General features: G+C 39.7%; 26 protein-coding genes and 2 riboswitches. Of the genes, 4 read left to right on the forward strand and 22 right to left on the reverse strand.

Features of this window, described 5'->3' with window-relative positions:
• Positions 1-294 precede the first annotated feature (294 nt).
• Positions 295-501, forward strand: coding sequence for a hypothetical protein (locus DFO73_RS12330; protein ID WP_110065066.1), 207 nt, complete (start codon positions 295-297; stop codon positions 499-501).
• 237 nt (positions 502-738) lie between these two features.
• Here the strand turns inward: DFO73_RS12330 and DFO73_RS12335 are convergent, their stop codons facing one another.
• From DFO73_RS12335 to brnQ, 8 genes are all read right to left on the reverse strand, one after another.
• A complete protein-coding gene (locus DFO73_RS12335; protein ID WP_309043195.1) occupies positions 739-1122 on the reverse strand; it encodes an HAD family hydrolase in 384 nt (127 codons plus the stop codon).
• An 87-nt stretch (positions 1123-1209) separates the two neighbouring features.
• The gene (locus DFO73_RS12340) at positions 1210-1536 is read right to left on the reverse strand and encodes a YnfA family protein (RefSeq protein WP_110065068.1); all 327 of its coding nucleotides are present in this window, start codon (positions 1534-1536) and stop codon (positions 1210-1212) included.
• A gap of 428 nt (positions 1537-1964) precedes the next feature.
• Positions 1965-2174 (reverse strand): DUF2187 family protein, encoded by a 210-nt coding sequence (locus DFO73_RS12345; protein ID WP_110065069.1) that lies wholly within the window; start codon positions 2172-2174, stop codon positions 1965-1967.
• Between the two features lie 131 nt (positions 2175-2305).
• The gene (locus tag DFO73_RS12350; protein ID WP_110065070.1) at positions 2306-2590 is read right to left on the reverse strand and encodes a YrhK family protein; all 285 of its coding nucleotides are present in this window, start codon (positions 2588-2590) and stop codon (positions 2306-2308) included.
• Positions 2591-2677: 87 nt separating this feature from the next.
• The gene (locus DFO73_RS12355; RefSeq protein WP_110065071.1) at positions 2678-3406 is read right to left on the reverse strand and encodes a ZIP family metal transporter; all 729 of its coding nucleotides are present in this window, start codon (positions 3404-3406) and stop codon (positions 2678-2680) included.
• 114 nt (positions 3407-3520) lie between these two features.
• On the reverse strand, positions 3521-4354 hold the full coding sequence (locus DFO73_RS12360) for a 5'-methylthioadenosine/S-adenosylhomocysteine nucleosidase (protein WP_375137324.1): 834 nt from the start codon (positions 4352-4354) through the stop codon (positions 3521-3523).
• Between the two features lie 174 nt (positions 4355-4528).
• Positions 4529-4632, reverse strand: a riboswitch (purine riboswitch).
• A 222-nt stretch (positions 4633-4854) separates the two neighbouring features.
• Positions 4855-5025, reverse strand: a complete 171-nt coding sequence (locus DFO73_RS28655) for a hypothetical protein (RefSeq protein WP_181395999.1) — start codon at positions 5023-5025, stop codon at positions 4855-4857.
• Between the two features lie 40 nt (positions 5026-5065).
• On the reverse strand, positions 5066-6415 hold the full coding sequence (gene brnQ / locus DFO73_RS12365; protein WP_110065073.1) for a branched-chain amino acid transport system II carrier protein: 1350 nt from the start codon (positions 6413-6415) through the stop codon (positions 5066-5068).
• 310 nt (positions 6416-6725) lie between these two features.
• Between brnQ and DFO73_RS12370 the strand changes: the two genes are divergently transcribed.
• The gene (locus DFO73_RS12370; protein WP_110065074.1) at positions 6726-7385 is read left to right on the forward strand and encodes a GntR family transcriptional regulator; all 660 of its coding nucleotides are present in this window, start codon (positions 6726-6728) and stop codon (positions 7383-7385) included.
• Between the two features lie 113 nt (positions 7386-7498).
• On the opposite strand, the gene clpP is transcribed toward DFO73_RS12370, so the two are convergent.
• From clpP to DFO73_RS12425, 11 genes are all read right to left on the reverse strand, one after another.
• Positions 7499-8080 carry an ATP-dependent Clp endopeptidase proteolytic subunit ClpP gene (clpP, locus tag DFO73_RS12375; protein WP_110065075.1) on the reverse strand — a complete coding sequence of 194 codons (582 nt, stop codon included), beginning with the start codon at positions 8078-8080 and terminating at the stop codon, positions 7499-7501.
• A 26-nt stretch (positions 8081-8106) separates the two neighbouring features.
• The gene (locus tag DFO73_RS12380) at positions 8107-8790 is read right to left on the reverse strand and encodes a sigma factor-like helix-turn-helix DNA-binding protein (protein ID WP_110065076.1); all 684 of its coding nucleotides are present in this window, start codon (positions 8788-8790) and stop codon (positions 8107-8109) included.
• A gap of 410 nt (positions 8791-9200) precedes the next feature.
• Positions 9201-10400: a phosphoglycerate dehydrogenase gene (locus DFO73_RS12385; protein ID WP_110065077.1), complete on the reverse strand. Its 1200-nt coding sequence runs from the start codon at positions 10398-10400 to the stop codon at positions 9201-9203.
• Between the two features lie 68 nt (positions 10401-10468).
• A riboswitch (ZMP/ZTP riboswitch) is annotated at positions 10469-10547 on the reverse strand.
• Between the two features lie 337 nt (positions 10548-10884).
• Positions 10885-11118 carry a hypothetical protein gene (locus tag DFO73_RS28980; RefSeq protein WP_110065078.1) on the reverse strand — a complete coding sequence of 78 codons (234 nt, stop codon included), beginning with the start codon at positions 11116-11118 and terminating at the stop codon, positions 10885-10887.
• Positions 11099-11257, reverse strand: coding sequence for a hypothetical protein (locus tag DFO73_RS28660; RefSeq protein WP_181396000.1), 159 nt, complete (start codon positions 11255-11257; stop codon positions 11099-11101). The genes DFO73_RS28980 and DFO73_RS28660 overlap by 20 nt, the downstream gene beginning before the upstream one ends.
• Before the next feature lie 54 nt (positions 11258-11311).
• Positions 11312-12031, reverse strand: coding sequence for a polymer-forming cytoskeletal protein (locus DFO73_RS12400; RefSeq protein WP_110065080.1), 720 nt, complete (start codon positions 12029-12031; stop codon positions 11312-11314).
• A gap of 10 nt (positions 12032-12041) precedes the next feature.
• Positions 12042-12665: a YhbD family protein gene (locus tag DFO73_RS12405; protein WP_110065081.1), complete on the reverse strand. Its 624-nt coding sequence runs from the start codon at positions 12663-12665 to the stop codon at positions 12042-12044.
• 200 nt (positions 12666-12865) lie between these two features.
• Positions 12866-13624 (reverse strand): GNAT family N-acetyltransferase, encoded by a 759-nt coding sequence (locus DFO73_RS12410; RefSeq protein ID WP_110065082.1) that lies wholly within the window; start codon positions 13622-13624, stop codon positions 12866-12868.
• 31 nt (positions 13625-13655) lie between these two features.
• Positions 13656-14213, reverse strand: coding sequence for an MEDS domain-containing protein (locus tag DFO73_RS12415; RefSeq protein ID WP_110065083.1), 558 nt, complete (start codon positions 14211-14213; stop codon positions 13656-13658).
• Positions 14214-14306: 93 nt separating this feature from the next.
• Positions 14307-14792: a tetratricopeptide repeat protein gene (locus tag DFO73_RS12420; protein ID WP_110065084.1), complete on the reverse strand. Its 486-nt coding sequence runs from the start codon at positions 14790-14792 to the stop codon at positions 14307-14309.
• Between the two features lie 734 nt (positions 14793-15526).
• Entirely contained in the window at positions 15527-15865 is a 339-nt protein-coding gene (locus DFO73_RS12425) for a YolD-like family protein (protein WP_110065085.1), read from the reverse strand.
• A 198-nt stretch (positions 15866-16063) separates the two neighbouring features.
• On the opposite strand from DFO73_RS12425, the gene DFO73_RS12430 reads away from it, so the two are divergent.
• Positions 16064-18256: an FUSC family protein gene (locus DFO73_RS12430; protein WP_110065318.1), complete on the forward strand. Its 2193-nt coding sequence runs from the start codon at positions 16064-16066 to the stop codon at positions 18254-18256.
• A 1178-nt stretch (positions 18257-19434) separates the two neighbouring features.
• Positions 19435-20295, forward strand: a complete 861-nt coding sequence (locus DFO73_RS12435) for a transporter substrate-binding domain-containing protein (RefSeq protein ID WP_110065086.1) — start codon at positions 19435-19437, stop codon at positions 20293-20295.
• Between the two features lie 44 nt (positions 20296-20339).
• Here DFO73_RS12435 and DFO73_RS12440 read toward each other — a convergent pair whose 3' ends face one another.
• The 3 genes from DFO73_RS12440 to DFO73_RS12450 all read right to left on the reverse strand — a co-directional run bounded on the left by DFO73_RS12440 (position 20340) and on the right by DFO73_RS12450 (position 22050).
• Positions 20340-21212, reverse strand: coding sequence for an AraC family transcriptional regulator (locus tag DFO73_RS12440; RefSeq protein ID WP_110065087.1), 873 nt, complete (start codon positions 21210-21212; stop codon positions 20340-20342).
• Between the two features lie 98 nt (positions 21213-21310).
• Entirely contained in the window at positions 21311-21490 is a 180-nt protein-coding gene (locus DFO73_RS29825) for a GNAT family N-acetyltransferase (protein ID WP_110065088.1), read from the reverse strand.
• 44 nt (positions 21491-21534) lie between these two features.
• Positions 21535-22050 carry a GNAT family N-acetyltransferase gene (locus tag DFO73_RS12450; protein ID WP_110065089.1) on the reverse strand — a complete coding sequence of 172 codons (516 nt, stop codon included), beginning with the start codon at positions 22048-22050 and terminating at the stop codon, positions 21535-21537.
• Positions 22051-22678: the final 628 nt, after the last annotated feature.

The following is a 22678-nucleotide window of genomic DNA, read 5'->3' on the forward strand; positions in this document are numbered from 1 at the left end:
GGGGCTTAAATAAAATGACCCCGGAACAATACCGGAGTCATTTACTAGCCGCATAGGCGCTTTTTTAAACTGTCCGTAAACTGGGGCACAGTTCAACCATAAAAAAGAGATTTTTTTTAAAACTCTTTTTTATGGTAAAAAGCACCTTGATCTTATGAAATATCGTATTACGAATTTAAATTCAAAATCTTTAAAATAAAACAGAATACATACTACAACTTCTTTGCAATGGGAAACACAATGGTTCGCAAAATTTTTCATATGTAAAAGCTTATCCGGATTTGGGAATTGTTTATGGATTTGATTGCTATTAATGTTCTCATGTATGTGGCGACGGGAAGCTCGGCCTGGCTGCGACCATGGTGTTCCGGCTTTGGCGGCGTTTTATCCAGTTTATTTTCCGGGGTTAATGCCGATCGCTTTGACCGCCGAAAAATTATGATTTGGACGGATGGGATTTCGGGCTGTCATAATCCTCAGATTAATCCCCTTTCCAAATAGATTCTTCCTGACTAACCAAAGACATTTAACCAAAACTGCCTTTAATTAAAATAGTAAATCAGTTTTTTATAACCTTTATATAGTCTTTTTACTGTCTTTAAAACGCGACGATTTTAATTTATCCTCAGTTCTTATCTTAACCCTTTTCTTCTAAACCTTTTGAAAATAAAAAGCGGCCCAAAGAATATGGCAGCTTTCATGATATTACCTGAATACTTTCCTTTTTATGATAAAAAATTACATGATGACTTCCCATTTCCTTTTGTTTGCTACTTGTATAAGCCGAGGCTCTGGTTTTACCGCCACTGGATTTCCCACTAGTTCCAAAACACTTAAGTCAGAATAACTATCGCCATAGGCAAAGCTATTTTCCCAATCCACTTCCATATTGGCCAGCTTCTCATGAATTACTTCCTTTTTACGGCTGACATGAATGTACTCTAAAGGGAGGTGCCTGCCTTTTTTATTATCAAACGAAATGCTGGTTCCAATAATGCTGTCGAAGTGAATGCCTTTCATCACCGAGTTAAGAAGCGGCTCAAAAGCTCCGGATACAACCATAGTATAATACCCATCTTTTCTATGCTGTTCGTAGCAGCCGGCCTGGGGAAAAATAATAATTAGAGGAAACCCTGCTCATACAGACTAAAAACATAAAAAAATCCCCGGTCCTAAATATACTTGAATGTCCTTAAGACCAGGCAATAATTATTCCCGAGGCGCAAACAGGATGACTGAAGTTCCAATAACACAGATCCCTGCACCAAGCCAGTCATAGAAATCCGGGGTTTTTTTATCCATCCCCCATCCCCATAAAATAGACAGAACGATAAAAACGCCGCCATATGCAGCATACACTCTGCCGAATGAGGGAAAAGCTTGGAAAGCAGCTATTACACCGTAAAATGCAAGGATGATTCCTCCGCCTATCCCCCAGAAAAATGGCTTGCCCTCTCTTATCCACTGCCAAATCAAATAACCCCCGCCAATTTCAGCTAATCCCGCAAGAATAAATAATACGATTGCACTAATCATATAGACCACCATTATCTCTTTAATATTATACTTCTAGTTTACATGTACTTATTCAAAAAGGTAAACCTTATCTCCAACATCAACTTCCCCTCTTTTCACAAAAGAAAATACGCCAAAATGAATATTCTTTTGGTTTATGACCGTTTTATGCGATGCTGCATCTCGTTGCCAGTTACAGGATTCACCGAAATATTCACGGTTTAGTTTATTTCACCTCTTAAATCGTTCTTCTCCAATAAAAAAAATCCATGACAGCTAAAAAAGAACTATCATGGATTTCCCTGCTTATTGCGGTCGTTTTGTCATCCGCTTCGCTTTTTCATCGCGGTCCGCTTGGATAATTTTCTCACGGACTTCCGGCGGAATTGAAGCAGATGATCCTTTCGGGTACTTTTGAGATTTCACCGTAGAGATGCACTCCTTCCAGTTTATTTAACCACTTTATATCGCTTATGGCTGATGACTGTTTTTATGGGTTCATCCTTCTTGGGATTGATCCCTAATTCCACAATGACAGAGTTATCTCGCACAACAACTACCTTGCCCTTTTTGCCTTTTTCCGTACCGCTTGTAATACTGATTGTATCCCCAATATCCGCTTTTTTTACATTGCTTACCTTTTCTGTTTCTTCAGCCATCTTGGATTCTCCTTTTAATACGGTTATTTTTGCAGTCAGCTTTTAAAGTCCGCAGCTGTTTTATGCTATGTCGCTAGTATTGCCGTTTCCCTTTCTCACAAAACCCAATTATGAAAATTTGAAGCTAAAGTTTACGTGTTTTTGTTTTTTGTAACCTTTCGCACATGAAGATCCTTCAAAATATTTAAACCGGCACGGATAATCATCATAATGCTGCCTGCAAGGAAAAATGAAATGGAAACCACCTTACTGACATCTGTCAAAAATAAAATACTTCCTATTAAATATAAAACGCCCAGCAGCAGATCGTTGAAAAAGGATAAAACCTGATAGCGGCGTTCAATAATCATTCGGTACTTGCCCATCTCTATTTGTACGTCTTCCTGCTGTTCTCTCACGAGCTTTTTTATCTTCATTAAATAACACCCCCGTTTTTGTTTTCCACGATCGATATCATTCATTCATCTTTAGAAATGCCGAAATATGGAAGGTGTATTGTTACCTTAAGAAAAGTTATAAAGCATTAACGAAACCAGCAAGCCAAGAGCGGCAATAAACCCTGTCATCGGACCGCTGTCTTCATAAGCTTCCGGCATCATGGTTGACGCTACCATTGCAATAATAGCCCCGCCTGCAAAGCCCGCAATTACGGACATCACCTCTTTTGAAGCACCATCAAGGAATACGAATCCGATTAAGGAAGCCAGGATGGAGATCACGAAAACCAAAATCCATAATAAAATAATTTTCTTTTTCGAATAACCGCTTTTTTCCATACCTGAAGAACTGGAAAGGCCTTCAGGAAAATTACTTATAAATATTGCTGTAACCAACAGAAAGCTTACGGATTGTTCTTCAATCAGGCTCGCACCGATCATAATGGATTCTGGTATGGCATCCATGATCGTGCCGATGAAAAGAACCATTCCCCCTGTGGCTGCGGCTTTATGGCCTGACCTTTTCCGATTCTGTGCGCCTTTGCTGGAAATCATAATATCAAAAAGGCTAAATGTAATTGCGCCTGCAACAAACCCAATACTGGTTGGAATTATGCCGCCATTATGAACAGACTCACCAAGAAGTTCATAAGCAGCCGCACCGATTAATACCCCCGTACCAAACGCCATTATGTACCCGATAAATTTTTTTCTGATAGGTAAAAACATGGCTGCCAATGCCCCCAATAATACGGCTGAACCTGACACACCGCCCCAAAATGCTGCATTCCACATGGTTGCCTCTCCTTTCGAAAAGGTCTATTTTCAGCTATGTTGTAGTATTGCCCTCTCGTAAAAATTAATATCAAATGAAAATAAAAAGCCTCCAAAAATGGAGGCTTTGGTATATTATTTTTTGCTTGTCATATCAGAAATATATTGTTTCACGACTTCATAAACATAATCCTGATTCGCTTCAGCTGTATTCGGATTATATTGACCGCCATTTGTCTTATTATTGGATAGTACACGAATCCCTAAAAATGGGACATCATAAGCTTTGGCAATTTGGGCTGCTGCGGCACCTTCCATTTCCTCGACAGATGTACCGTAGTTTTCATGGAACCATTTAATACGGTCAACTTCATTATTCCATACGTCAGCTGAACCGATTGTCCCTTCCACAATCTTGCCTTTTGTGTATTTATCTTTAACTGCATTGGCAGCTGCTAGCAGATCTTCATCGCCTTCATAGTAACGGGCCTTTTCAGCGTTTGGATCTTCTCCGGCGCTTCCTTCAGAAGCCATTAAATCCATTGGAATCCAATTTGTAGGTTCGATTCCTTCGTTTTCTTCCAAATGCCCTGTTTTTAATGAACCGATGTTAGTTGTTCGTTTTCCTAAAACAATATCAAATACGTTTAAGCTTGGATCATGCCCGCCAGAAGTACCCTGGTTGATGATTGCGATCGGTTCATACTTTTCAATCGCCACCGCTGTCGCCGCAGCTGTATTTTCCATTCCCTTGCCTGTTTTGGCAACAATGACAGGATACTTATCAAGCTTTCCAATGTAAAACACGAACGTTCCTGATTTTTCAACTTTCACTTTATCTAATCTTTGAGCAAATTTTTCAGCTTCAATTGGCATTGGCCCTTGAATGAGAATTGGTCTTTGAGCACTTTCGGCCTCTGTTTGAAATTGTGGAGCAGAAGTGCAGCCGGTAATCAAAGCCGCAAACATAACCGCAATTGCTGCGAATAAAGCGAATTTCTTTTTCATCAATGATCTCTCCCCTTCTCTTGTTGTTTGATATACTCGGATTTGGCCACAGAAAAAGGCCTTGAAAAGCAGAACGACTTCTACCTTCCAGACCTTTGGAGTTAAAGTAATGTACGTAAATCAAACTAAATATCAGTTCCATATACTTTAACCCGTAGTCCGGTTCTTTCATTGGGAACCAGGTAGAAACGCTCAGACCATATTACCGAGCATATACGAGTGATGAAATTAAAATTATTACTATGCGAATATAACAAACTCACAAACGAAACACAACCAAAATATGAATATTTAATGAAAAATTATTATATAATGTTCGTGTTTAGGTGAGATTTCAATAAAAAACCTTTTTTTATTATAGAAGCCGCTCGTTGTTTTAAAAAAGAAAAAACATTTATAATAATACTTTCTTGCAAAAAAGAGTCATCATTTTGATGAGAGAAGTCTGTTTTTGGAATACTTTAAGCGACTATCTTCCCGTTTTCCTTCGCATTTTTCACTAAAAATATCTTTGTTTCACTTTTATTTGTCACTTCGTCCATTTTATTAGCAAGTTTTCCTGTTTTATTAGCAAGTTTCCACTTTTTATTAGCAACTTTACTAAAGACCCCTTGACCAAGTATTTTTTGCAAAAAATTAAAGGCCCCCAGATGATTCTGGGGGCCCTAGTCATTATGCTGCTTTTTCAGCTTCCGAAGATTGCGAAGTGCTGCTTTTTAATAATCCAACTGCATATCCAATCAAACCACCAGCAATAGCAGGGACAATCCAGCCCAATCCAACATCATATAATGGAAGGATGGAACCAAATAGTTCGTTAATTGGAGCAAAACTTATTCCTGCTGCATTTAATCCATCAAACATACTTACTACAAATGTGAATAGCATGCTGCCCTGATAGACCTCTTTCTTTCCTTTAAATAGCGGATGCAAAAAGGTCAGTGCCATCAAAGCGATTGCTAACGGATAAATACCTACTAAAACTGGAACAGAGATGGCAATTAACTGGCTTAAACCAAAGTTGGCTAAAACCGCACTGAAAATGGATAAAACAATAACAAATGATTTGTAAGAAATGCCTGGCATCAATTTATTGAAGTAAGAAGAACAAGCCGTAATGAGCCCGATACTTGTCGTTAAACACGCACCAAATACGATTAAACTTAGAAGTATGGCACCGAAAGAGCCAAAATAATGTGTGGAGGCACCGGATAGGACAGCACCCCCGTTATCTAATAGACCAAGCTCACTCACACTTGATGCTCCGATAAAGGAAAGGGAAGTATAGATAATCGCTAAAAGGCCTGCTGCAATCACACCTGCTTTAGCAATGGCAACCATGATATCCTTCTTGGTTGCAGCCCCTTTGTCTTTTACTGCATTTACAACGATAATCCCGAATACGAAAGCAGCAAGGGCATCCATTGTAAGGTAGCCTTCCTGGAACCCTTTGAAGAACGCACCGCTTACATAGTTTTCACTTGGAGCCTGAAATGATCCCATTGGATTAATAAAAGCTGCACCGATCAGAACGGCAATAACGATCAGCAGCATTGGTGTTAAGAATTTTCCTATAATATCCACAATACTGGAAGATTTTAATGAAAAGTAAACCGTTATTCCAAAAAAGAGGATGGAAAAGATTATTAAACCAATAACGCTGCTTCCTTCAGAAAAATATGGTTTAATTCCAATTTCAAATGAAACAGTAGCTGTTCTTGGAATGGCAAATAGCGGTCCAATTGATAAGTAAAGCGCTACGGTAAAACCTAATCCAAATAGTGGATGAACCCGTCCTGCCAATGATTGCAAATCACTTTTTCCGGAAAAGCCAAGTGCCAGAATCCCTAGTAACGGCAATCCAACCCCTGTTATGATAAAACCGGCATTTGCAGACCAAATATTAATACCTGCTGATTGGCCAAGCATAGCTGGAAAAATTAAGTTTCCTGCCCCAAAAAATAAGGCAAACAACATAAAACCAACTGCGACTAAATATGAAAAAGGTATTTTACTGCTCATATAGAACCCTCCTATTACTCTGCTTTTAATAGTTAATTTCCATTTATTTAACAATCTATCAAATTGAAATCTTCTGAAAAGTTATTGCAAAGTAATTATTTTTTTATTTTTGATTACGTAATATATTGCATAACTCAAGATAACACATCAAACATACTTATGCAATATATCGCACAAAAGTTTTTGTCGAATTATGCGATATATTGAATTTTTCTAGATTCTTCTATATACTAAATATAATCTATTGGAAATAACTTTAAATTAGCAGATAAAAAGTAATTTATGAAAAAATAAAGAGGAGGTTACAGCTATGCCGATTCCTTCCAACTATTCATCACCTACCCGTATATCAGCAAAAGAGCGTGCATTCTCCCAGATTCAGGAATGGATTATTGACGGGACATTGCAGCCGAAAGAAAAATTGAATGATGCCGATCTTGCCAAGGCATTGGGTGTCAGCCGAACACCTATTCGGGAAGCGCTTCAACTGCTAAACGTCCAGGGGTTTGTCGAAATGTTTCCTGGCGTTGGCACGCAAGTCACCTCGGTAAATCCAGAAGACATAAGTAAAATTCTGCCTCCATTAGGTGTATTGCAAGCGCTTGCTGCCGAAATGGCTGCGCCAGTTATCAGCCAGCAAACAATCGATATTCTCCGGGACATCAATTATAAATTCGCTCAAGCCCTTAATGTAGGCGATACCTTTTCAGCTCTGAAGCAGGATGAGCAGTTTCATAACATTATTATTGAACTTGCACAAAACCCATATATCTCGAATACTGTTTCCATGCTTCAAGCACATGTCATGCGGCTGTATTATAATAAAACGATTATTTTAAAAACCCGCTCAATTGAAGAGCACGAAGAGATTCTGAAGGCTTTTGAGCAAAGAGATAAAAACAAAGCCGGTCAAATTGCACGGACAAACTGGCTTCGGGCAATCGATGAGTTTTATTCAGAAGTCAAGTAGAAGGAATCAGCGATAGCTGGTTTCTTTTTTTTCCTGCCATTTATTAAAGACACAAAAAAGCAGCCACAAAACTGGCTGCTCTTCATATGCATAAATAATCTCTTATTCCATTGCTAGCTATGATAAATAATCTCATCAATAATCCCATATTCCTTTGCTTCTTCCGCACTCATGAAATAATCGCGGTCCGTATCCCGGGCTACTTTTTCCAATGGCTGGCCGGTCCTCTCAGCAATAATGCTGTTAATATGCTCTCTCAGTTTGATAATCCGCCGTGCAGAAATTTCAATTTCGGTAGCCTGCCCCCTAACCCCGCCAAGCGGCTGGTGGATCATGATTTCACTGTTAGGAAGGCTGTAGCGTTTCCCTTTCTTTCCTGCCAAAAGCAGCATGGCACCGAAGGAGGCTGCCATCCCTGTGCAGATTGTTCTCACGTCCGGCTTGATATATTGAATCGTATCAAATATGGCAAACCCGGCAGTGGTAGAGCCTCCTGGACTATTAATATATAAAGAAATATCCTTATCCGGGGAATCGGCTGCCAGGAAGAGCAGCTGGGCAATGACACTATTTGCCACCCCATCGTTTATTTCTTCGCCGATCATAATGATCCTGTCTTTAAGCAGCCGGGAGTAAATATCGTAAGATCGCTCTCCCCGGCTGGACTGCTCAATTACATAAGGTATTGCTGTCACCTGTATCCCTCCTGTTCTTAGCGGATTTATGCCGCCATACAGAGAGTGTTTGAAGGAGCCTGTTTAACGGAAAGAACAGGCTTCGATACGGCCTGGCTTTTCAAGGAATGCAGGGTAGGAATGGCTTTAAGAAGGATCGATGGGTCTTCCGTGGCCAATGATTCTTGCAGAAACTGGAACACCCTCTCTTCTTCCTCATTGGTAAAAGTTACTTTTCTCTCATCTGTTTCCGGATGATTAAGCTGCTTCCGGGCACGGTTAAGCGAGGATTTTACCGCGAATTCGGTTGTCTGCATAATTTCGGCAATTTCCTTTGATTTGTATTGAAAGCCTTCTTTTAATGCAAAAATAACAGCCTGCTTCAATGTTAGTTGACTTAGGAGATGATCCACTAAACCACTATTTTTCTGCTTGGTTTCCTTCCCTTCCTGTTCCGGTTGCTCTATAAGCTGTTCCCGCTTTCGTTTTCTGACAGTATCCATCCAGCAATTATACGCTATCTTTTTTAAAAGAGCCTGATTGATACTGCATGGTTTATAGGCACAGAATGCACGGAAGACAGCCTCTTGGGCAATATCATCCCCGTCCCACTTGTTTTGTGCCAGAAACCGTCCATAACGCTGAAGGGAAGGATATAAACTGGCAATACGGATCTCCTCAGTCTGCTTATATTCACAACCTGATTGAACCGGAATTTCCCCCTGCTTCATAAACCTGCTCACTCCTTTACACATCTCTGCTCTTATAACGGATCAAACAAACAAAAAGATACGGGCAACTGCAATTTTTTTATCAGTTTATTCTAAGTTTATCTGTTATTATACAGATTTGTGGTATCTGGGTACCCTATTTTCGGAGAATTTGGGGCTGCTTAGGAAATCTTTTAGCCGCCATTTAATCCTTATTTGAGGCGTGAATGTTTCATTTGCATTTTTTCCATTTTATTTGCAGATTTCTTAAAAAAATTCGTTTGTGGATCTGGTTCCAAAAGCCGGCTAACAACACCTATGCCATTTTATCGTTAACTTTCACTAAATATCATCAACTCAGCTAAAAATATTATCAACCAATTCCACTGCAAATAAAAAGCCCCAATCCTATAGGAATTGAGGCTTCATAATTAAATGATCCGTGTTGAAACAATGCCCTCGATTTGATTGATTTGATTCAACAAACCAGGAATTACATCGCCATTCACTTTATTATCAATATCGATCATTGTATAGGCGTAATCCCCGCGGCTTCTGTTCACCATGTCAGCGATGTTCAGCTGGTAGCTTGAAATTGCAAGTGTGATTTGACCAACCATGTTCGGGACGTTTTTATGAAAAGCGGTTACGCGGCGCTTGCCTGTATAAGGAAGAGCTGCGTTTGGAAAGTTCACTGAGTTCTTAACATTGCCTGTTTCAAGGAAATGCTTTACCTGGCGTGCTGCCATTACAGCACAGTTTTCCTCAGATTCTTGTGTAGACGCACCTAAATGTGGGATTGCGACTGCATTTTTCATTTTCAGCACATTTTCATTCGGAAAGTCTGTGATATACTTGCCAACCTTTCCACTTTCAAGGGCAGCTGCCATATCGGCTTCATTCACAAGCTCACCTCGGGAGAAATTCAAGATATGAACGCCTTTTTTCAGCATGCTGAATGTATTTTCGTTAAACATTTCTCTTGTGTCATCTGTTAGCGGAACATGCACTGTGATATAGTCAGACTCCGCGAATACTTGCTCAATTGTCATTGCACGCTGGACATTGCGGGACAGGTTCCAGGCCGTATCAACCGAAATAAAAGGATCAAAGCCGATTACATCCATATCAAGATCAAGGGCATCATTCGCCACAAGCGCTCCGATTGCACCCAAGCCAATAACACCAAGTGTTTTGCCTTTAATTTCTTTTCCGACAAATTGCTTCTTCCCTGCTTCCACAAGCTTTGGAATTTGATCGCCTTCGTTCTCTAATGTTTTGGTCCAGGCAATTCCGGCAAACAGGTTGCGGGATGAAGCCATCAATGAGGTTAGAACCATTTCTTTTACAGCATTTGCATTGGCTCCAGGCGTATTAAAAACAACAATGCCCTGCTCTGTGCATTTTTCGACCGGAATATTATTCACTCCGGCACCAGCGCGAGCGATTGCTTTTAACCGATCGCCAAATTCCATTGAATGCATGTTAAAGCTGCGAAGAACAATTGCATCAGGATTATCGCTCTCTTTATCGATTGTAAAATGGTCCTTGTTAAAAACATCAAGGCCACTTTTTGCAATTGCGTTTAACGTTTTAATAGTCTTTACTTTGTCTAAAGTCATGGTACTCACTGGATTCTCCCCTTTTCTAAATAGCTTTGTCAGTTTTTAAACAGAAAGAGGTAAGGGGTAGAATCCCTTACCTCTGCCCAGGCGAACGGCTTCGACACTATGTGCTCCCTCACGGTAATCCGTGTCTCGCCAGTCACACATAGCCTTTTCAGTTTTATAAATCTTATCAAAGTCTTCAGAAAACTTCAACCCTTTAAAGCGCTTACAAATTTAAAAATTTATTTTTATTTTCCGGTCGTTATATATACTATATTTAGATTATAGTTAACTCTTTTTGTACACTATGCGTATAATCAATATTTCACAGCTCAAAGCTCGGCCTTCTATTTTTCAAATATGCTAATTAATTGCCCTGACTTCATCTGGCGTTTCTTCATACCCGATATGGAAAATCCTCGATCAATGAATCGAAATGCGGAAAGCTAAATAGAGGTTCGAATAAATATATAAATACAAAAGTCGTAACAAATTACTTTTTGGACCATCATTTTTGAGTTATAATACCCAGTAAACCGGAAATAAACACCGCTCGTATATTGTGGAAATCGACACTATTAGATTTTTTATTTGCCTTTACTACAGACTCCGATTTATATTCATAAGTTCCTGAATACTCAACAATCCCAATCTCGTACCCTGGGCTAATTTTCACATGATTTCCCCTTACAAAATCTGCTTTTGTATTTTCCAGGTAAATGTCATCCCCTTTTCGCTTCAAGCCTGCCGCCTTTGCCAAATGAAAAGAAAGGAATCCTTGAATTCTTTTTCATGATAATTTTTCCGCCTATAATTTCTTCTGCTTTATTTACACTAAACCGCAGGCCAATGTCCATTGTTCCGACATTTAACTCCGCCAACCTCAAAGCCGCCCTGCAAGGAAAGCGTTTCAGCCACAAGGACATCCTCCCTTCTTATATTTTGCGTGATTCTTTAACCAGCGTACCCGGTAGGCAATCATATTCACCTGAATATTCAACCAGCCCAATCTCGCAATTTTTTCCCATTTTCACATTTTTCCCTCTTACGATAGAAGCCACTGTTCCTTCCAGTTCGATTTCATCCCCTTCAATAACCTCTGCCTCAAGCTTCAATGGAAAAATGGATTTAATTAATTTAAATAAGCTTTCTTTATGCTGTACTACTTTTATATTCCTGCCGCCAACTTCTTTCGCTCTGCTGTCTCCAAATAGCTTTATATCAATTGTTTCAGCATTCAGTAAACCTGCTACAGAAAAGGCACCTTCCGCACGGAAGATTTCCGTTTCACAATCTCCTTCAATGGATACCTTTCCATTCACAGTCATTTCATCGCATTTTACGGATCCGCCTATAGATGACTTTCCAGACACCTCCACCACTTTGCTGCTGATTGCTTCAGCTATGGAGGCAGAACCATTGATAATAAGTTCCTCCGCTTTTACTGCTCCATTGATCATGGCTGCGCCGCTAATCTTAGCCCTCTCCGTTTTTACGTTCCCATGGATTGTACCGGTACCGTTACAATAGAGCTTTACACATTCTGTATCTCCATTTACCGTTCCCTTCCCATTTAACTCCACTTTTTCAAATGAACCTCCATTTGAGGACCCGATTCCGTTGATCACCAAATTGCCTAATGTTTTTGTATTCATTATTTTCCTCCTACATTAATTTTGACTTTAATTCTTCTGCACTTTGCCCTACTGATAAAGTTGTGACAACTTTTGTCCCTTTTTCAAAGTATAGCTCTTCACCCTTAACAGAAAATAAACAGCTGGAAATACCAAGCTTGCGAATAAAATAAATAACCGTATTATGCTGATGAACTATTTTCTGGTGATCGTTTAGTAGCTGCAGCAGCATTTTCCCTTCCTCTAAATGAATATCGCCTGATTCCAGCAAGGCAGAAAGAAAAAATAGACTTATGAGGTGATGAAAATCAAATTCATTCATTTCTCCTTGATGTTCGAGAAAAATATTCAAAACCGGTTCGGAAGCAATTCCTTTAGCCATAATATCCGCCCTTTTCATCCTTAGATTGGCGGTACTAGGTGAAAACATATCTGCTAATTCATCCAGCGAAAGGGTATCCTTCATTTTCTGTATTTTCTCAATCCGCTCAAGGATTTTCTCTTTTGGAAAAAAAGTCTCTTGCCCCGTATAGGTTGATTTCCTGACAAACCAATCCTCAGGAATCAAGTTTTTTCTTTTCCAGCGATAAAGTTGCCCGTAAGAAATGCCTGTTAAATCAAGCACATCTTTTTTAGAAATTAATTCCTCGCTCAAATTTCAGGACTCCTTTCTGTTGACGCAATCGTAGCATAACACTGTTACATTATGAAACGGAATTTTTTCTTGCTATCCCGATCGTTTTCGACAACATCACAATATCACCACACTTGTTTACGCGATTTTTATTCCTTTTAACAGAACAGTGTTCTACTAACCCACCAAAAAAGGCCGGTTCTCAAAGAACCAGACCTTTTTCATTCATATATTTTTAATGCTTGATACTGCTTTCCAAGGTACTGATAGTTTTGCTTCCGGTACATTTCCTTTGGGGTATCTTCCCCGTCTGCGACCAGTATAACCGTTTTATCTTGGAATTGATCCATAACAAATTTTTGCAGACGGCTGCCGATACCCTTTTTCTGGAAGTCTTCATGGACCATTAAACCATCGATTTCAGCTGTCTTGTCCTTTAAAATGACATCGACAGATCCAGCCGGTTTACCTTGATAAAACGCAAGGATTTGCTGAATGCTTTGATTTTTAAAGTTCCGCAAATGCTGGCTTTGCTTCTTGTCAGCATAATCTTCCCCATAAACCGAATCATGTTCATACTGAAATCTTAAATAAGCATCCCCTGTTTCCTCTGTTACATTTTCAACAGCGATCTCAGGATTTTCCTGCACAGCAGGAAAGTCCTCCGGCTGAATAGCGAAAAGCTCAAGATATCCGATTGAATAATCCTCGTCTTTCTGAAAGAAATCCATTAACTCCTCTGTGAATGGCTCTCCTTCCGGAAAATAAAACCGAACATGCTTTTGGCCATATTCTTGATGATAGGCTCTTAGATAAGCTTGAGCTTCAATGAACTCCTTAATAGTCGGCATTTTTTTAAAACTAATAAAATTGCTGTCATACTGCAGCAGCATTTCGGGATTATGATGATGAATGTATAAATCAGTTTCCAAAATGGTCTGGCCCGGCTTAAAAATATCTTTAAATGTTATATTTCCCACTAGTCTCTCCTCAAAAAAAGCCTTTTCTATTTTAATTTTGCAAGTAGGTGTATTCACGATCTGTTACCAGCACCCCATGGCACCGCTTTAATCTTTCTTTTAATTCATCAGGTGTACTCTTGTTATCATAGGCACATAATGAAATAATGCCTTTTTCAGGTATCATCTTATCTAACTTTTTTTCATACTCTTCTATTTTCGGAATGTATTCCTTCACGTTTCCCCATTCCACAAGCCCCCATGTATACAAAGCTGCCCCGCTTTCCAGATAAGGCTGGGCATTTTTTATGAAATAGTTAATAACGGTCTCTGGATTAAAATTACCATTGGAATAATAGAAATCAAAGTTATTAGCAAAATGGACTCTGGCCCATTCATCCTTGCTTAAATGCTTTTCCAATTCTTTCATTATATGAGGAAGATTCCGGTCATTTTCCACAAACATCACATGACCTCCGTTTTCAACTCCTGCCACAATATAGGCAACCGCATTTCGAAGGTAACAATCTATCTGATCATAGTGATAAAGGATATGACCTCCGTTCGTCTTTTTTAAATCATCTATCAAATCTACTAATAACTCACTCACCTATAAAACTCCTTAGACTTCCATGATAATATTAATAAATAATAACCTGGTATCCTAAAACAGTGTTAAAAGTTTTTCCTGTATCATCCCCTTTTAATCCCAAACCTTGTCCAGTTTATCAGAATAGAAGTTTATCGCTTTCTTGTATTTCAATATATCAGCATTTGTGGTGGTCTCAGCCAGGCAGTTCAGCAGAAGCTCCATCGCTGTACTGTGCTCTTCTAAATTATAAAGAGTCATTGAATAAAACACCTGGATTGCCCGGTTGTTTGGAAATTGTTCAATACCTCTATGCAAAACATTTTTTGATTTCTCATATTCTCCCAATGTTCGGTAGGTGCTCCCAAGTCCGAGTATCGCTCCTTGCAAATCCTCGTCAGGCAACCCAAGCTCAATTGCCTTTTTATAAAAATCGACTGCCTTCGACTCTTCACCGAGCACATCAAAACTCCAGGCACATTGATAATTGATGAATGGATCATCGTTAAACTCGCTTGCCAATTTTACAAGTAACTCGTTGGATTCTCGATACTTCCCAATATTCCGCAGCACAATTGCTTTCTCTAATTCTCTTTTCATATTCCCCTCCATCATTCTCTTTCTTTTATTATATCTAAATATTCTAAAAAACGGGTGCTCAACGTTAATATTTTCCTTTATTTGTAGAGAGGTGAATATTCTTGTATGGAAAAAGAGTGAAAAAAAGTAAACCGTTATAAAATCGATATAAAAAAGACCACTATTGAATAGCAGTCAAATCTAAAGCCTTTTGAATTAAGAGGATATCCCGGGAGATGTCAATGCAGACTTGGGTATCGCAACAGTTTTGAAGATCATTATGCAAGCGTCCAAGTTCTCTAAGAAAAAGTAAATATTCCGATTGACTTACCATCGTAGACACTCCCTTTGCATAGAAAAAAAACTATGCTCGTTAAGGCTATCATTCGTACCTGTTAATTACAATCATTTACCGGTTTTAATAAGAAAAGAATTGTTTTTAGGAAAATAATCCGTTCTCTATTAGCAAGGCTGTTTTCGCAAACAGTGTTGCTTTTTAAAAGTAATAAGAAGTGGTTGATTTCCGCTCCAGGATGCTCCCTTTCCGCGGGGCGGGCGGTGAGCCTCCTCGGCGCACCGCACGAAGAAAATGCGAATGCATTTTGGAGGATCTCGCACCTTTCGCTACAATCAACCAACCTCGTTTATCTCAATGAACTTATTCAAAAACAACAATCTTTTGGAAAAGAGCCATTAACAAAAAGCATTTCAGTCTTTTTTAAGGAGAATGTTTTTCAAAGAGGTTTTGACTGTGACTATTCTTCTGCCTCTACCCTAACTATTTCATCAAACACGATTTTTTGTATGTAGCCATGGTCTGTTTCTATGTAAATCTTTTTGCTAAACCCATCCAGCCTGTTCACTCTTCCCTTGAAGTCATGAAAAAAGCCTTCTCTCCAAACCTTTACTTTTACGATTGAAGCAAACTCCATAGCATAGTGAATTCTGTTTTCATATTCCAGCATTTCATACTCATCGATAAGCGGCTTGTATTGATAATTCTGTTCGATTTCCAGTTTTTTCAGTATAGCTCTATGTTTCGGCATAAAGTGTGCAGGCAGCCATTTTAGTAAGCCTCTGTTTTTAAGTGGCATTGTAACCCCCTCCATACCTTATTATAGAACATTCGTTCGATTTTTAAACCGTAAATAATATTTTACATTTATTGTTTGAAAAAGTTGACTAGGGGGTAAATTCACCTGAATGTGTTCAATTTGGATATTAAAACGGCGAGTGTTAAAATATACTTTAACTCTCTAAATAGAAAAACTTTTGCAAAGATTGGTGACACAATGAAACAACTGCATATAAAACACCATTGGCTCGGGCGTTTACTGGCTTCTGACCCCGGACTTATCAGGTTTCAGAAAGCGGGACGGGCTACCCTCAGTTTAATGGCCTCTGTCTTTACGACGCTATTTGTCATGAGTGCAGCTGGATTTGATGCACTTACTCCGGCAATTGTTTCCGGAATGGCCGGGATGATGGGCATCATGATTGTAATGGATGATACGAAAAGAAAAAAAATCCTAACTACTTTATTACTTGGTGTTTCAGCTATGGCCGGAATTACGCTCGGCTCTTCTTTGGCAAACAATGCCTATTACATTGAAATAGCGATGATCATCTTAATTTTTGGCAGCTTTTATTTTACCCGTTTTGGAGTTCGATATTTTTCTTTATGTATGATCGGTTTCATGACGGTTTATTTTTCTTCTATTTTAAAATTGACAAGCAGCCAGCTTCCCTGGTTTTATTTAGGCATTTGGATTGGAATTGCTTATGCCTTCTTGTTCAATTTCGTCCTTTTCCAGGATTCTGCGAAAAACTTGAAAAGAAGCATCAGTTCTTTTCATATCCAAAGCAACCTTACTTTCAAACTTTTAATACAGGGCATGCAGGATAAGGAATTGAGCCCCCAAGGTAAGAAAGAGCTGCAAAAGAGTGTGCTCAAGCTTAGGGAATATGCCATCATTGCTTCTGACTATATAAATGAAGACGACGTACAGAAGTTATGGCCAGGTTTAACCCCCTCTCAGCTGCGTCTGTACGTTTTTGATACCGGAATGCTGATCGAAACACTGACCGACTCGATGCGAAGCTTAAAAAAAGCAGACGCTTTTGAAATTGATGAACTAAGAAGGCTGCTGAAATGGGTAACCCAGTCTCTCCGGGATGCGGAGGTCCTCGCCCAAAATTATGAAGAACAAAATTTACACGAAGCAGAACTGGCCGTGCAGGCACTGCGACTGCTGATTATAGATTTATTCAATCGTGAGGAACAGCCTGAAGGATGGTTCTTTTTAATCCGGCGGATTGAGTCAATTGCGAATCACGTAATCGAAGGTGCGATCACCATCCAGCAAGCTCTTCATAGTGAAAAGATAATCGAAAAGAAATTTGAAGAGGCGGATGAAGAGGCAAAAGACTCTGAAAAGGATTCAGGTGAAAACGACTCGGAAGACGAGGATAAAAGTCTAAAACCTTCCACTAAAAAAGCATATCAGGCTTTGGTAGCGGCTGTTTTATCAATCCTTGTCGGCCAAATCATCTCGCCTGCCCAGCCATACTGGGTTCTTCTGACAGCTTTTATCGTCCTGATTGGAACGGAATCCATAGGCCGTATTTACACTAAAGGGTTTCAGCGTTCGATCGGAACCATTATTGGAGCAGTAATTGGTTTTACACTGGCAAGGCTGGTATCTGGCCATTCTGCTCTGGAAGTCACGCTGATCTTTGTGGCAGTATTTTTCGCCTTCTATTTGCTTGAAGTGTCTTACACATTAATGAGCATGTTTATTACGATGCTGGTCGCTTTTATGTACGACCTTTTACTGGGCGGGATTTCTATTTCCCTCATAGGTGCACGCGTCATTGATACGATTGCCGGTGCTGCCATTGCATTTGGGGTTTCCACGTTTGTATTCCCAAAGAAAACCAAGGACAAAGTCGCTGATTCCTTTAATGAATTTTTAACAGAACTAAAGCCATTTGTAACAGAGTATGTACGAGGATTTAGAGAAGATGTAAATGTCAAGGAACTATCCGGGAGTGCGTTTACCTTGGACCAAAAACTTCAGACGATCAAAACGGAAGCCCAATCGCTAACCCAAAAGCCTGGGTCACCGCGTCACTCGGATATAAACAGATGGATTACAATATTTGCTGCAATCAATTACTATGCCAGACATTTAGTTGCCTCCTCCTATCGGAAGGGCTTTGATTATCCGGACGAATTGGTAGAGGTCTTCAAAAGGATCGAAGAAAAACTGGATCTGAATATCGAAACATTAATGGAAGTGATAAAAGGCAATGGGGACGGGGCGCTGGTCTACAGCCTTGAAAAGGAACGGGAATTAATCGAACGCCTTGCTCCAACCAGAAAACAATCCCAGCGTGATCTCATCCACCATCTTTACTATGTATGGCGGATTAATAAAACAATTCTCGAGTTAGCTGTCGAACTAGGTGCGGGGAAGGAGTAAACAGGCTCCTTCCTTTTTATTTTGAAAAGTTGATGATATTCAGGAAAGTTGATGAGGTATAAGCCGAGTTGACGATATAATTGAACAGTTGATGATAAAGTGGCCCAAATAAGATATCACCTGTTCAGGATTTTGGCTCAGCGGTCTAGTAGTTGCTAATAAACTTAGAGAAGTTGCTAATAAAACGGGCCTAGTTGCCAATAAAACCAAAAACTTGCTAATAAAATAGGCAAATTTGCAAATAAAACGTGTAAAACCTCTTATTACAGCAGAAAGGTCCTCCAAATCGAGTGTTTTGCTTACTCAAAGTGTCAAATTTAATTTATTTTGCACTAAAAATAGCCTTTTAGAATCTAAAACCCCACTTAAACAGAAAAACACCTATTCTTTAGTACCATTCTAGATGAAAGATGAATCTATAATTGCCATTCCCGCTGCATATGTAAGTTTGCTGAACCCCCAAAATTTTGCCCAGTTGGATCGTCAACGTAAATACTTGTAAGTTTAAAAATCTAGAATTGACTCCCGTGTATTCTTAAGGTTTTGCTCTTTTCACATAGATTGTTGTTTTTGCTTATAAATTCTGCCCGTTGATTTCAGCACGGGGCACTTGCTTTCCGCGGGGAGCGATGCGAGCCTCCTCGGCCTCGCCTGTGGGGTCTCACACTTCCTCACTTCCCGCAGGAGTCAAGTGCCCTCCGCTACAATCAACTCAGTTAGATAAACAAAGTTTGCCGGTAAAAAGCAACAATCTTTACGAAAACTGCATAAGGTTTTTTCACTACTGTTTTTTCCAGACTTGAAAAGGAAAATGGTTTATCGCAGAGCCGCTCATTCCCCCCTTCTAAATCTAACTCCGCCGTTCTGAAAGGTTAGAAATAGACTCTGACTTATTACAGAAACGGACATATAAGGACGTTCCTCGAGCAAATTTATTTCAGTTTCAGTGAAAAAAGCTCCATATTTAAGCTTTGCAGACACGGCCGTTTGTCCTAAAAAAGTACTTTCCCCATTGCTTTTCCCTTTAATACTATACAATCTTCCACTATTACTTTTGTAGGGATTTGTAAAATGATAGTAGGTAAATCTATTTATTTCTCTTTGTTTAACAGAAATATCCAACTATTTAGACTACAATAAATATATCATTTTCACTAGAAATAAAAGGAGGAACACACATGTTTAAGAAATGGAAAAAAGCTTTGCTCGCCGGAGTTATCAGTCTATCTCTGGTTGGCACCGGATATGTCAGCCACGACCTGATCTCAACACAAAATGCATCTGCTGAATCTGCATCTGAAAATGCCCCAGGCCATCTGAAAAAAGCTGAAGCTTCCCAATTGGATGAGATTATCGAGAGAGGATACATACGAGTAGGCATGACCGGGGACTACAAGCCTTTTACATATTTGGATCCAGTGACAAATGAGTATGAAGGCTATGACGTCGATGCTGCCAAAGAACTCGCAAGGGATCTCGGCGTGGAGGTTCGTTTTGTCGCAACTACCTGGCCCAACATGATGAAAGACCTGCAGGCAGATAAATTTGATATTGCCGTCGGCGGCATAACCCGTAATACTGCCAGACAAAAAACAGCTTACGTATCGCAGGGCTACCTTTCATTTGGAAAAGTGCCTTTAATACGGGCTGAAGACAAGGATAAATACCTTTCAATCGAAGACATCAACAAGCCTTCCGTCCGCATTGGCGTAAATCCAGGCGGTACAAATGAAGCCTTTGTCCGCCAGTATTTGACTAACGCAAATGTAACAGTTGTAGAGAACAACCTTGATATCCCTGGGCTGGTTGCCGATGGAACGTATGATGTTATGATCACCGATACCGTGGAAGCAATCCTTTATGCTAATGAGGATCCGCGATTATATGCAGCCCTGACCGACGACCCTTTCACCAACAATGAAAAAGGCTATATGATCCCACGTGGTGACTTCGTCTATGCCAGCTACCTCGAAATGTGGATGGATGAAATGAAGCTGCAGGGCAAATTTGACTCTCTAAATAAAAAGTGGATAGAATAGAGTAAAAGCTTCCCTCGTTTGCGGGAAGCTTTTTTTAACATATCTTACTTTTTCAAAACCGGTATCCAGATTTCACTTTTAAAAGTTGGCGAGGTAGTATCTTTATGTTCATTCCAAAGAATCTCCGGACCCTCCCTTTGTTCATAATTAGAGGATGGAAACCACTCTGAATAAATGCGTCCCCATACATTTTGCAGTGTTTCAGGAAACGACCCGACCGCTTGGAAAACAGCCCATGCAGATGCGGGCACTTCAAGCATGGCTAAGTTTTCGGGACACTCCTTTGTTGTTGCTGCACCAATATAATGATCCAGCTCCCCCTTTTCTTCCATTCTGCCTTCAGAAAAGTTCGCTGATGCACTGATTAGTCCTGTTGGCTCGATATTCGCTAGATTTTTGAGTTCATTTATTCTTTTTTCATCTAAACTTTGCCACATGGCCGCAATCTCAGGATTTACTCCGCTGAATATAATCGGCACTCTTTTTTTAATCCCAACAATGCGAAACGCTTCTTTTTCTACAATTCGATAGTTCATTTCATTGCCTCCCTTAATCGATAATTGGAAGGTCATCGGAGGATAGGCTTTAAGTGAATGGCCATTATTTCTCGCTTCTGTTGGTGTAATGCCATGCAGATGCTGAAACGCCCTTGTAAAAGAGTCTGGTGAGCTATATCCGTACTTGACCGCAATATCAATAACCTTCATGCTTGGATCCCTTAGATCGAAAGCCGCCAGCGTAAGTCTTCTCCGGCGAATATACTCAGAAAGTGAGATTCCTGCAAGAAAGGAAAACATTCTTTTAAAATGATATTCCGAGCTATAAGCTAGCCTTGCAGCTTCCTTAAAATCAATATGTTCCGTTAGATTAGCCTCAATGAACCTCATAGCATCATTCATGTGTTTGAGCGAATCCACTTCAATGACCTCCTTATATCCATACATTAGCAGGAGACGAAGCTTCCCATCCGACTTTTCCTGCACGATTCTGCAGGGTCTTCTCAATGAGACTTATTTTAACAAATACGACTAGGCGTAAACAGGATCCCATTCACCGTTTGCTCTTGATCAGTACCTTCAAACCCGAAACGATGATAAACTTCGACCGCATAAGGAGATGAATTAACAGTTATAATTCCAATATGTTTATGCTTTCTGCAACCCTCTTTAACCAACTCAAATAAAGTCCTTGCTATCCCCCGCCGTTGAGTTCAATTACTTCCAATCCCATTCACCTGCTTCATAAAAGACTATTTGTGATTGAGTAAACGAATACATCTTTTCCCCATTTATGAATGGTCTTTTCAATCTTCATTCCAATCCGCTCAGCAACCTTTGCAGATGGAATATTATGAACATCCGGTAATGAGATAATCTTCTTTAACTTGATTTGGTCAAAACCGTACTTCTTGCAAGCTATTGCCGCCTCTGTTGCATATCCCTTTCCCCATACACGTCTGGCAAACAAATATCCTATCTCCATTTCGGTCACTCCATCAACATCTTGCGGCACAATGCCGCACTGTCCAAGAAATTCTCCTGTCTCTTTATTCTCCACGATCCAAAGACCCACACCATATTTAGCATAATTGCCCAAAGTCCAGTCAATCCACTCCATCGTCTGCTTTTCATCCTTAGTTGCTGGATAATACTTCATAGCCTCGGGATCTGAGAATATTTGCATTAAATGTTCCACATCATCTTTATTCATTTTTCTTAAAATTAATCGTTCTGTACTAATAACAGGAGTACTCATTTTAATCCTCCTAATACATGCTTTGTAAGGTAAATTCCATATAATCAGCCTATTATCCTTTTCTAATAAAAATTCAGGATATACATACATTCACGCCCTTGCCAAAATCAGCAGCTATATTAGAAGGAATCCTTATAAAATCAACTAAAATGAAATAACAAAACCGGGGTATTTCCATACCCCGGTTTTCTGCTTCTGGACAAGTTGACTGCACCCTATACAGCAGCGATCGCTTTGCCCCGTTTCACTCTGCCTTTTTTTAATTCCTTTTGAAGGAAACGCTTAATCCTCCTACGCTTGCGTACTGCTTTCGTAGTCATTCGTAACGCCTCCTATAAAAGTTGTTTATTTGGTTAAAATCTCTCTTTCTTCATATCATGGGACAAGGTTGTCCGTTTCGTCCTGCATCCCACCATGCTCAACCCCAACTATAAATGCACCGGTCGATCTCTCTGCCAAGATAGGATCTCCAGTCCACAGCAGATATAAAAGTCTTTCATATGCATCCTCCTTCTAAACAGAAATGCATGGCTTTGACACTTTTAATATAAAAAAAGCATGGGACAATTTCAACATTCAACAGAAGAAATAAAATCCAATATTTAATTATTTTTGGGCATTTAGGCTT

This window comes from Cytobacillus oceanisediminis, from assembly GCF_003182355.1.
Taxonomy (GTDB): Bacteria; Bacillota; Bacilli; order Bacillales; family Cytobacillaceae; genus Cytobacillus; species Cytobacillus oceanisediminis_A.

Bases quoted from the DNA above. Each gene is read 5' to 3' on its own strand.
- DFO73_RS12435 (WP_110065086.1), top strand. From the start codon at position 19,435: ATGTTTAAGAAATGGAAAAAAGCTTTGCTCGCCGGAGTTATCAGTCTA.
- DFO73_RS12450 (WP_110065089.1), bottom strand. From the start codon at position 22,050: ATGAGTACTCCTGTTATTAGTACAGAACGATTAATTTTAAGAAAAATG.
- DFO73_RS12345 (WP_110065069.1), bottom strand. From the start codon at position 2,174: ATGGCTGAAGAAACAGAAAAGGTAAGCAATGTAAAAAAAGCGGATATT.
- DFO73_RS12340 (WP_110065068.1), bottom strand. From the start codon at position 1,536: ATGATTAGTGCAATCGTATTATTTATTCTTGCGGGATTAGCTGAAATT.
- DFO73_RS12400 (WP_110065080.1), bottom strand. From the start codon at position 12,031: ATGAATACAAAAACATTAGGCAATTTGGTGATCAACGGAATCGGGTCC.
- brnQ (WP_110065073.1), bottom strand. From the start codon at position 6,415: ATGAGCAGTAAAATACCTTTTTCATATTTAGTCGCAGTTGGTTTTATG.
- DFO73_RS12360 (WP_375137324.1), bottom strand. From the start codon at position 4,354: ATGTTTGCGGCTTTGATTACCGGCTGCACTTCTGCTCCACAATTTCAA.
- DFO73_RS12350 (WP_110065070.1), bottom strand. From the start codon at position 2,590: ATGAAGATAAAAAAGCTCGTGAGAGAACAGCAGGAAGACGTACAAATA.
- DFO73_RS12420 (WP_110065084.1), bottom strand. From the start codon at position 14,792: ATGAAAAGAGAATTAGAGAAAGCAATTGTGCTGCGGAATATTGGGAAG.
- DFO73_RS12330 (WP_110065066.1), top strand. From the start codon at position 295: ATGGATTTGATTGCTATTAATGTTCTCATGTATGTGGCGACGGGAAGC.
- DFO73_RS12355 (WP_110065071.1), bottom strand. From the start codon at position 3,406: ATGTGGAATGCAGCATTTTGGGGCGGTGTGTCAGGTTCAGCCGTATTA.
- DFO73_RS12430 (WP_110065318.1), top strand. From the start codon at position 16,064: ATGAAACAACTGCATATAAAACACCATTGGCTCGGGCGTTTACTGGCT.
- DFO73_RS12425 (WP_110065085.1), bottom strand. From the start codon at position 15,865: ATGCCACTTAAAAACAGAGGCTTACTAAAATGGCTGCCTGCACACTTT.
- DFO73_RS12380 (WP_110065076.1), bottom strand. From the start codon at position 8,790: ATGAAGCAGGGGGAAATTCCGGTTCAATCAGGTTGTGAATATAAGCAG.
- DFO73_RS12370 (WP_110065074.1), top strand. From the start codon at position 6,726: ATGCCGATTCCTTCCAACTATTCATCACCTACCCGTATATCAGCAAAA.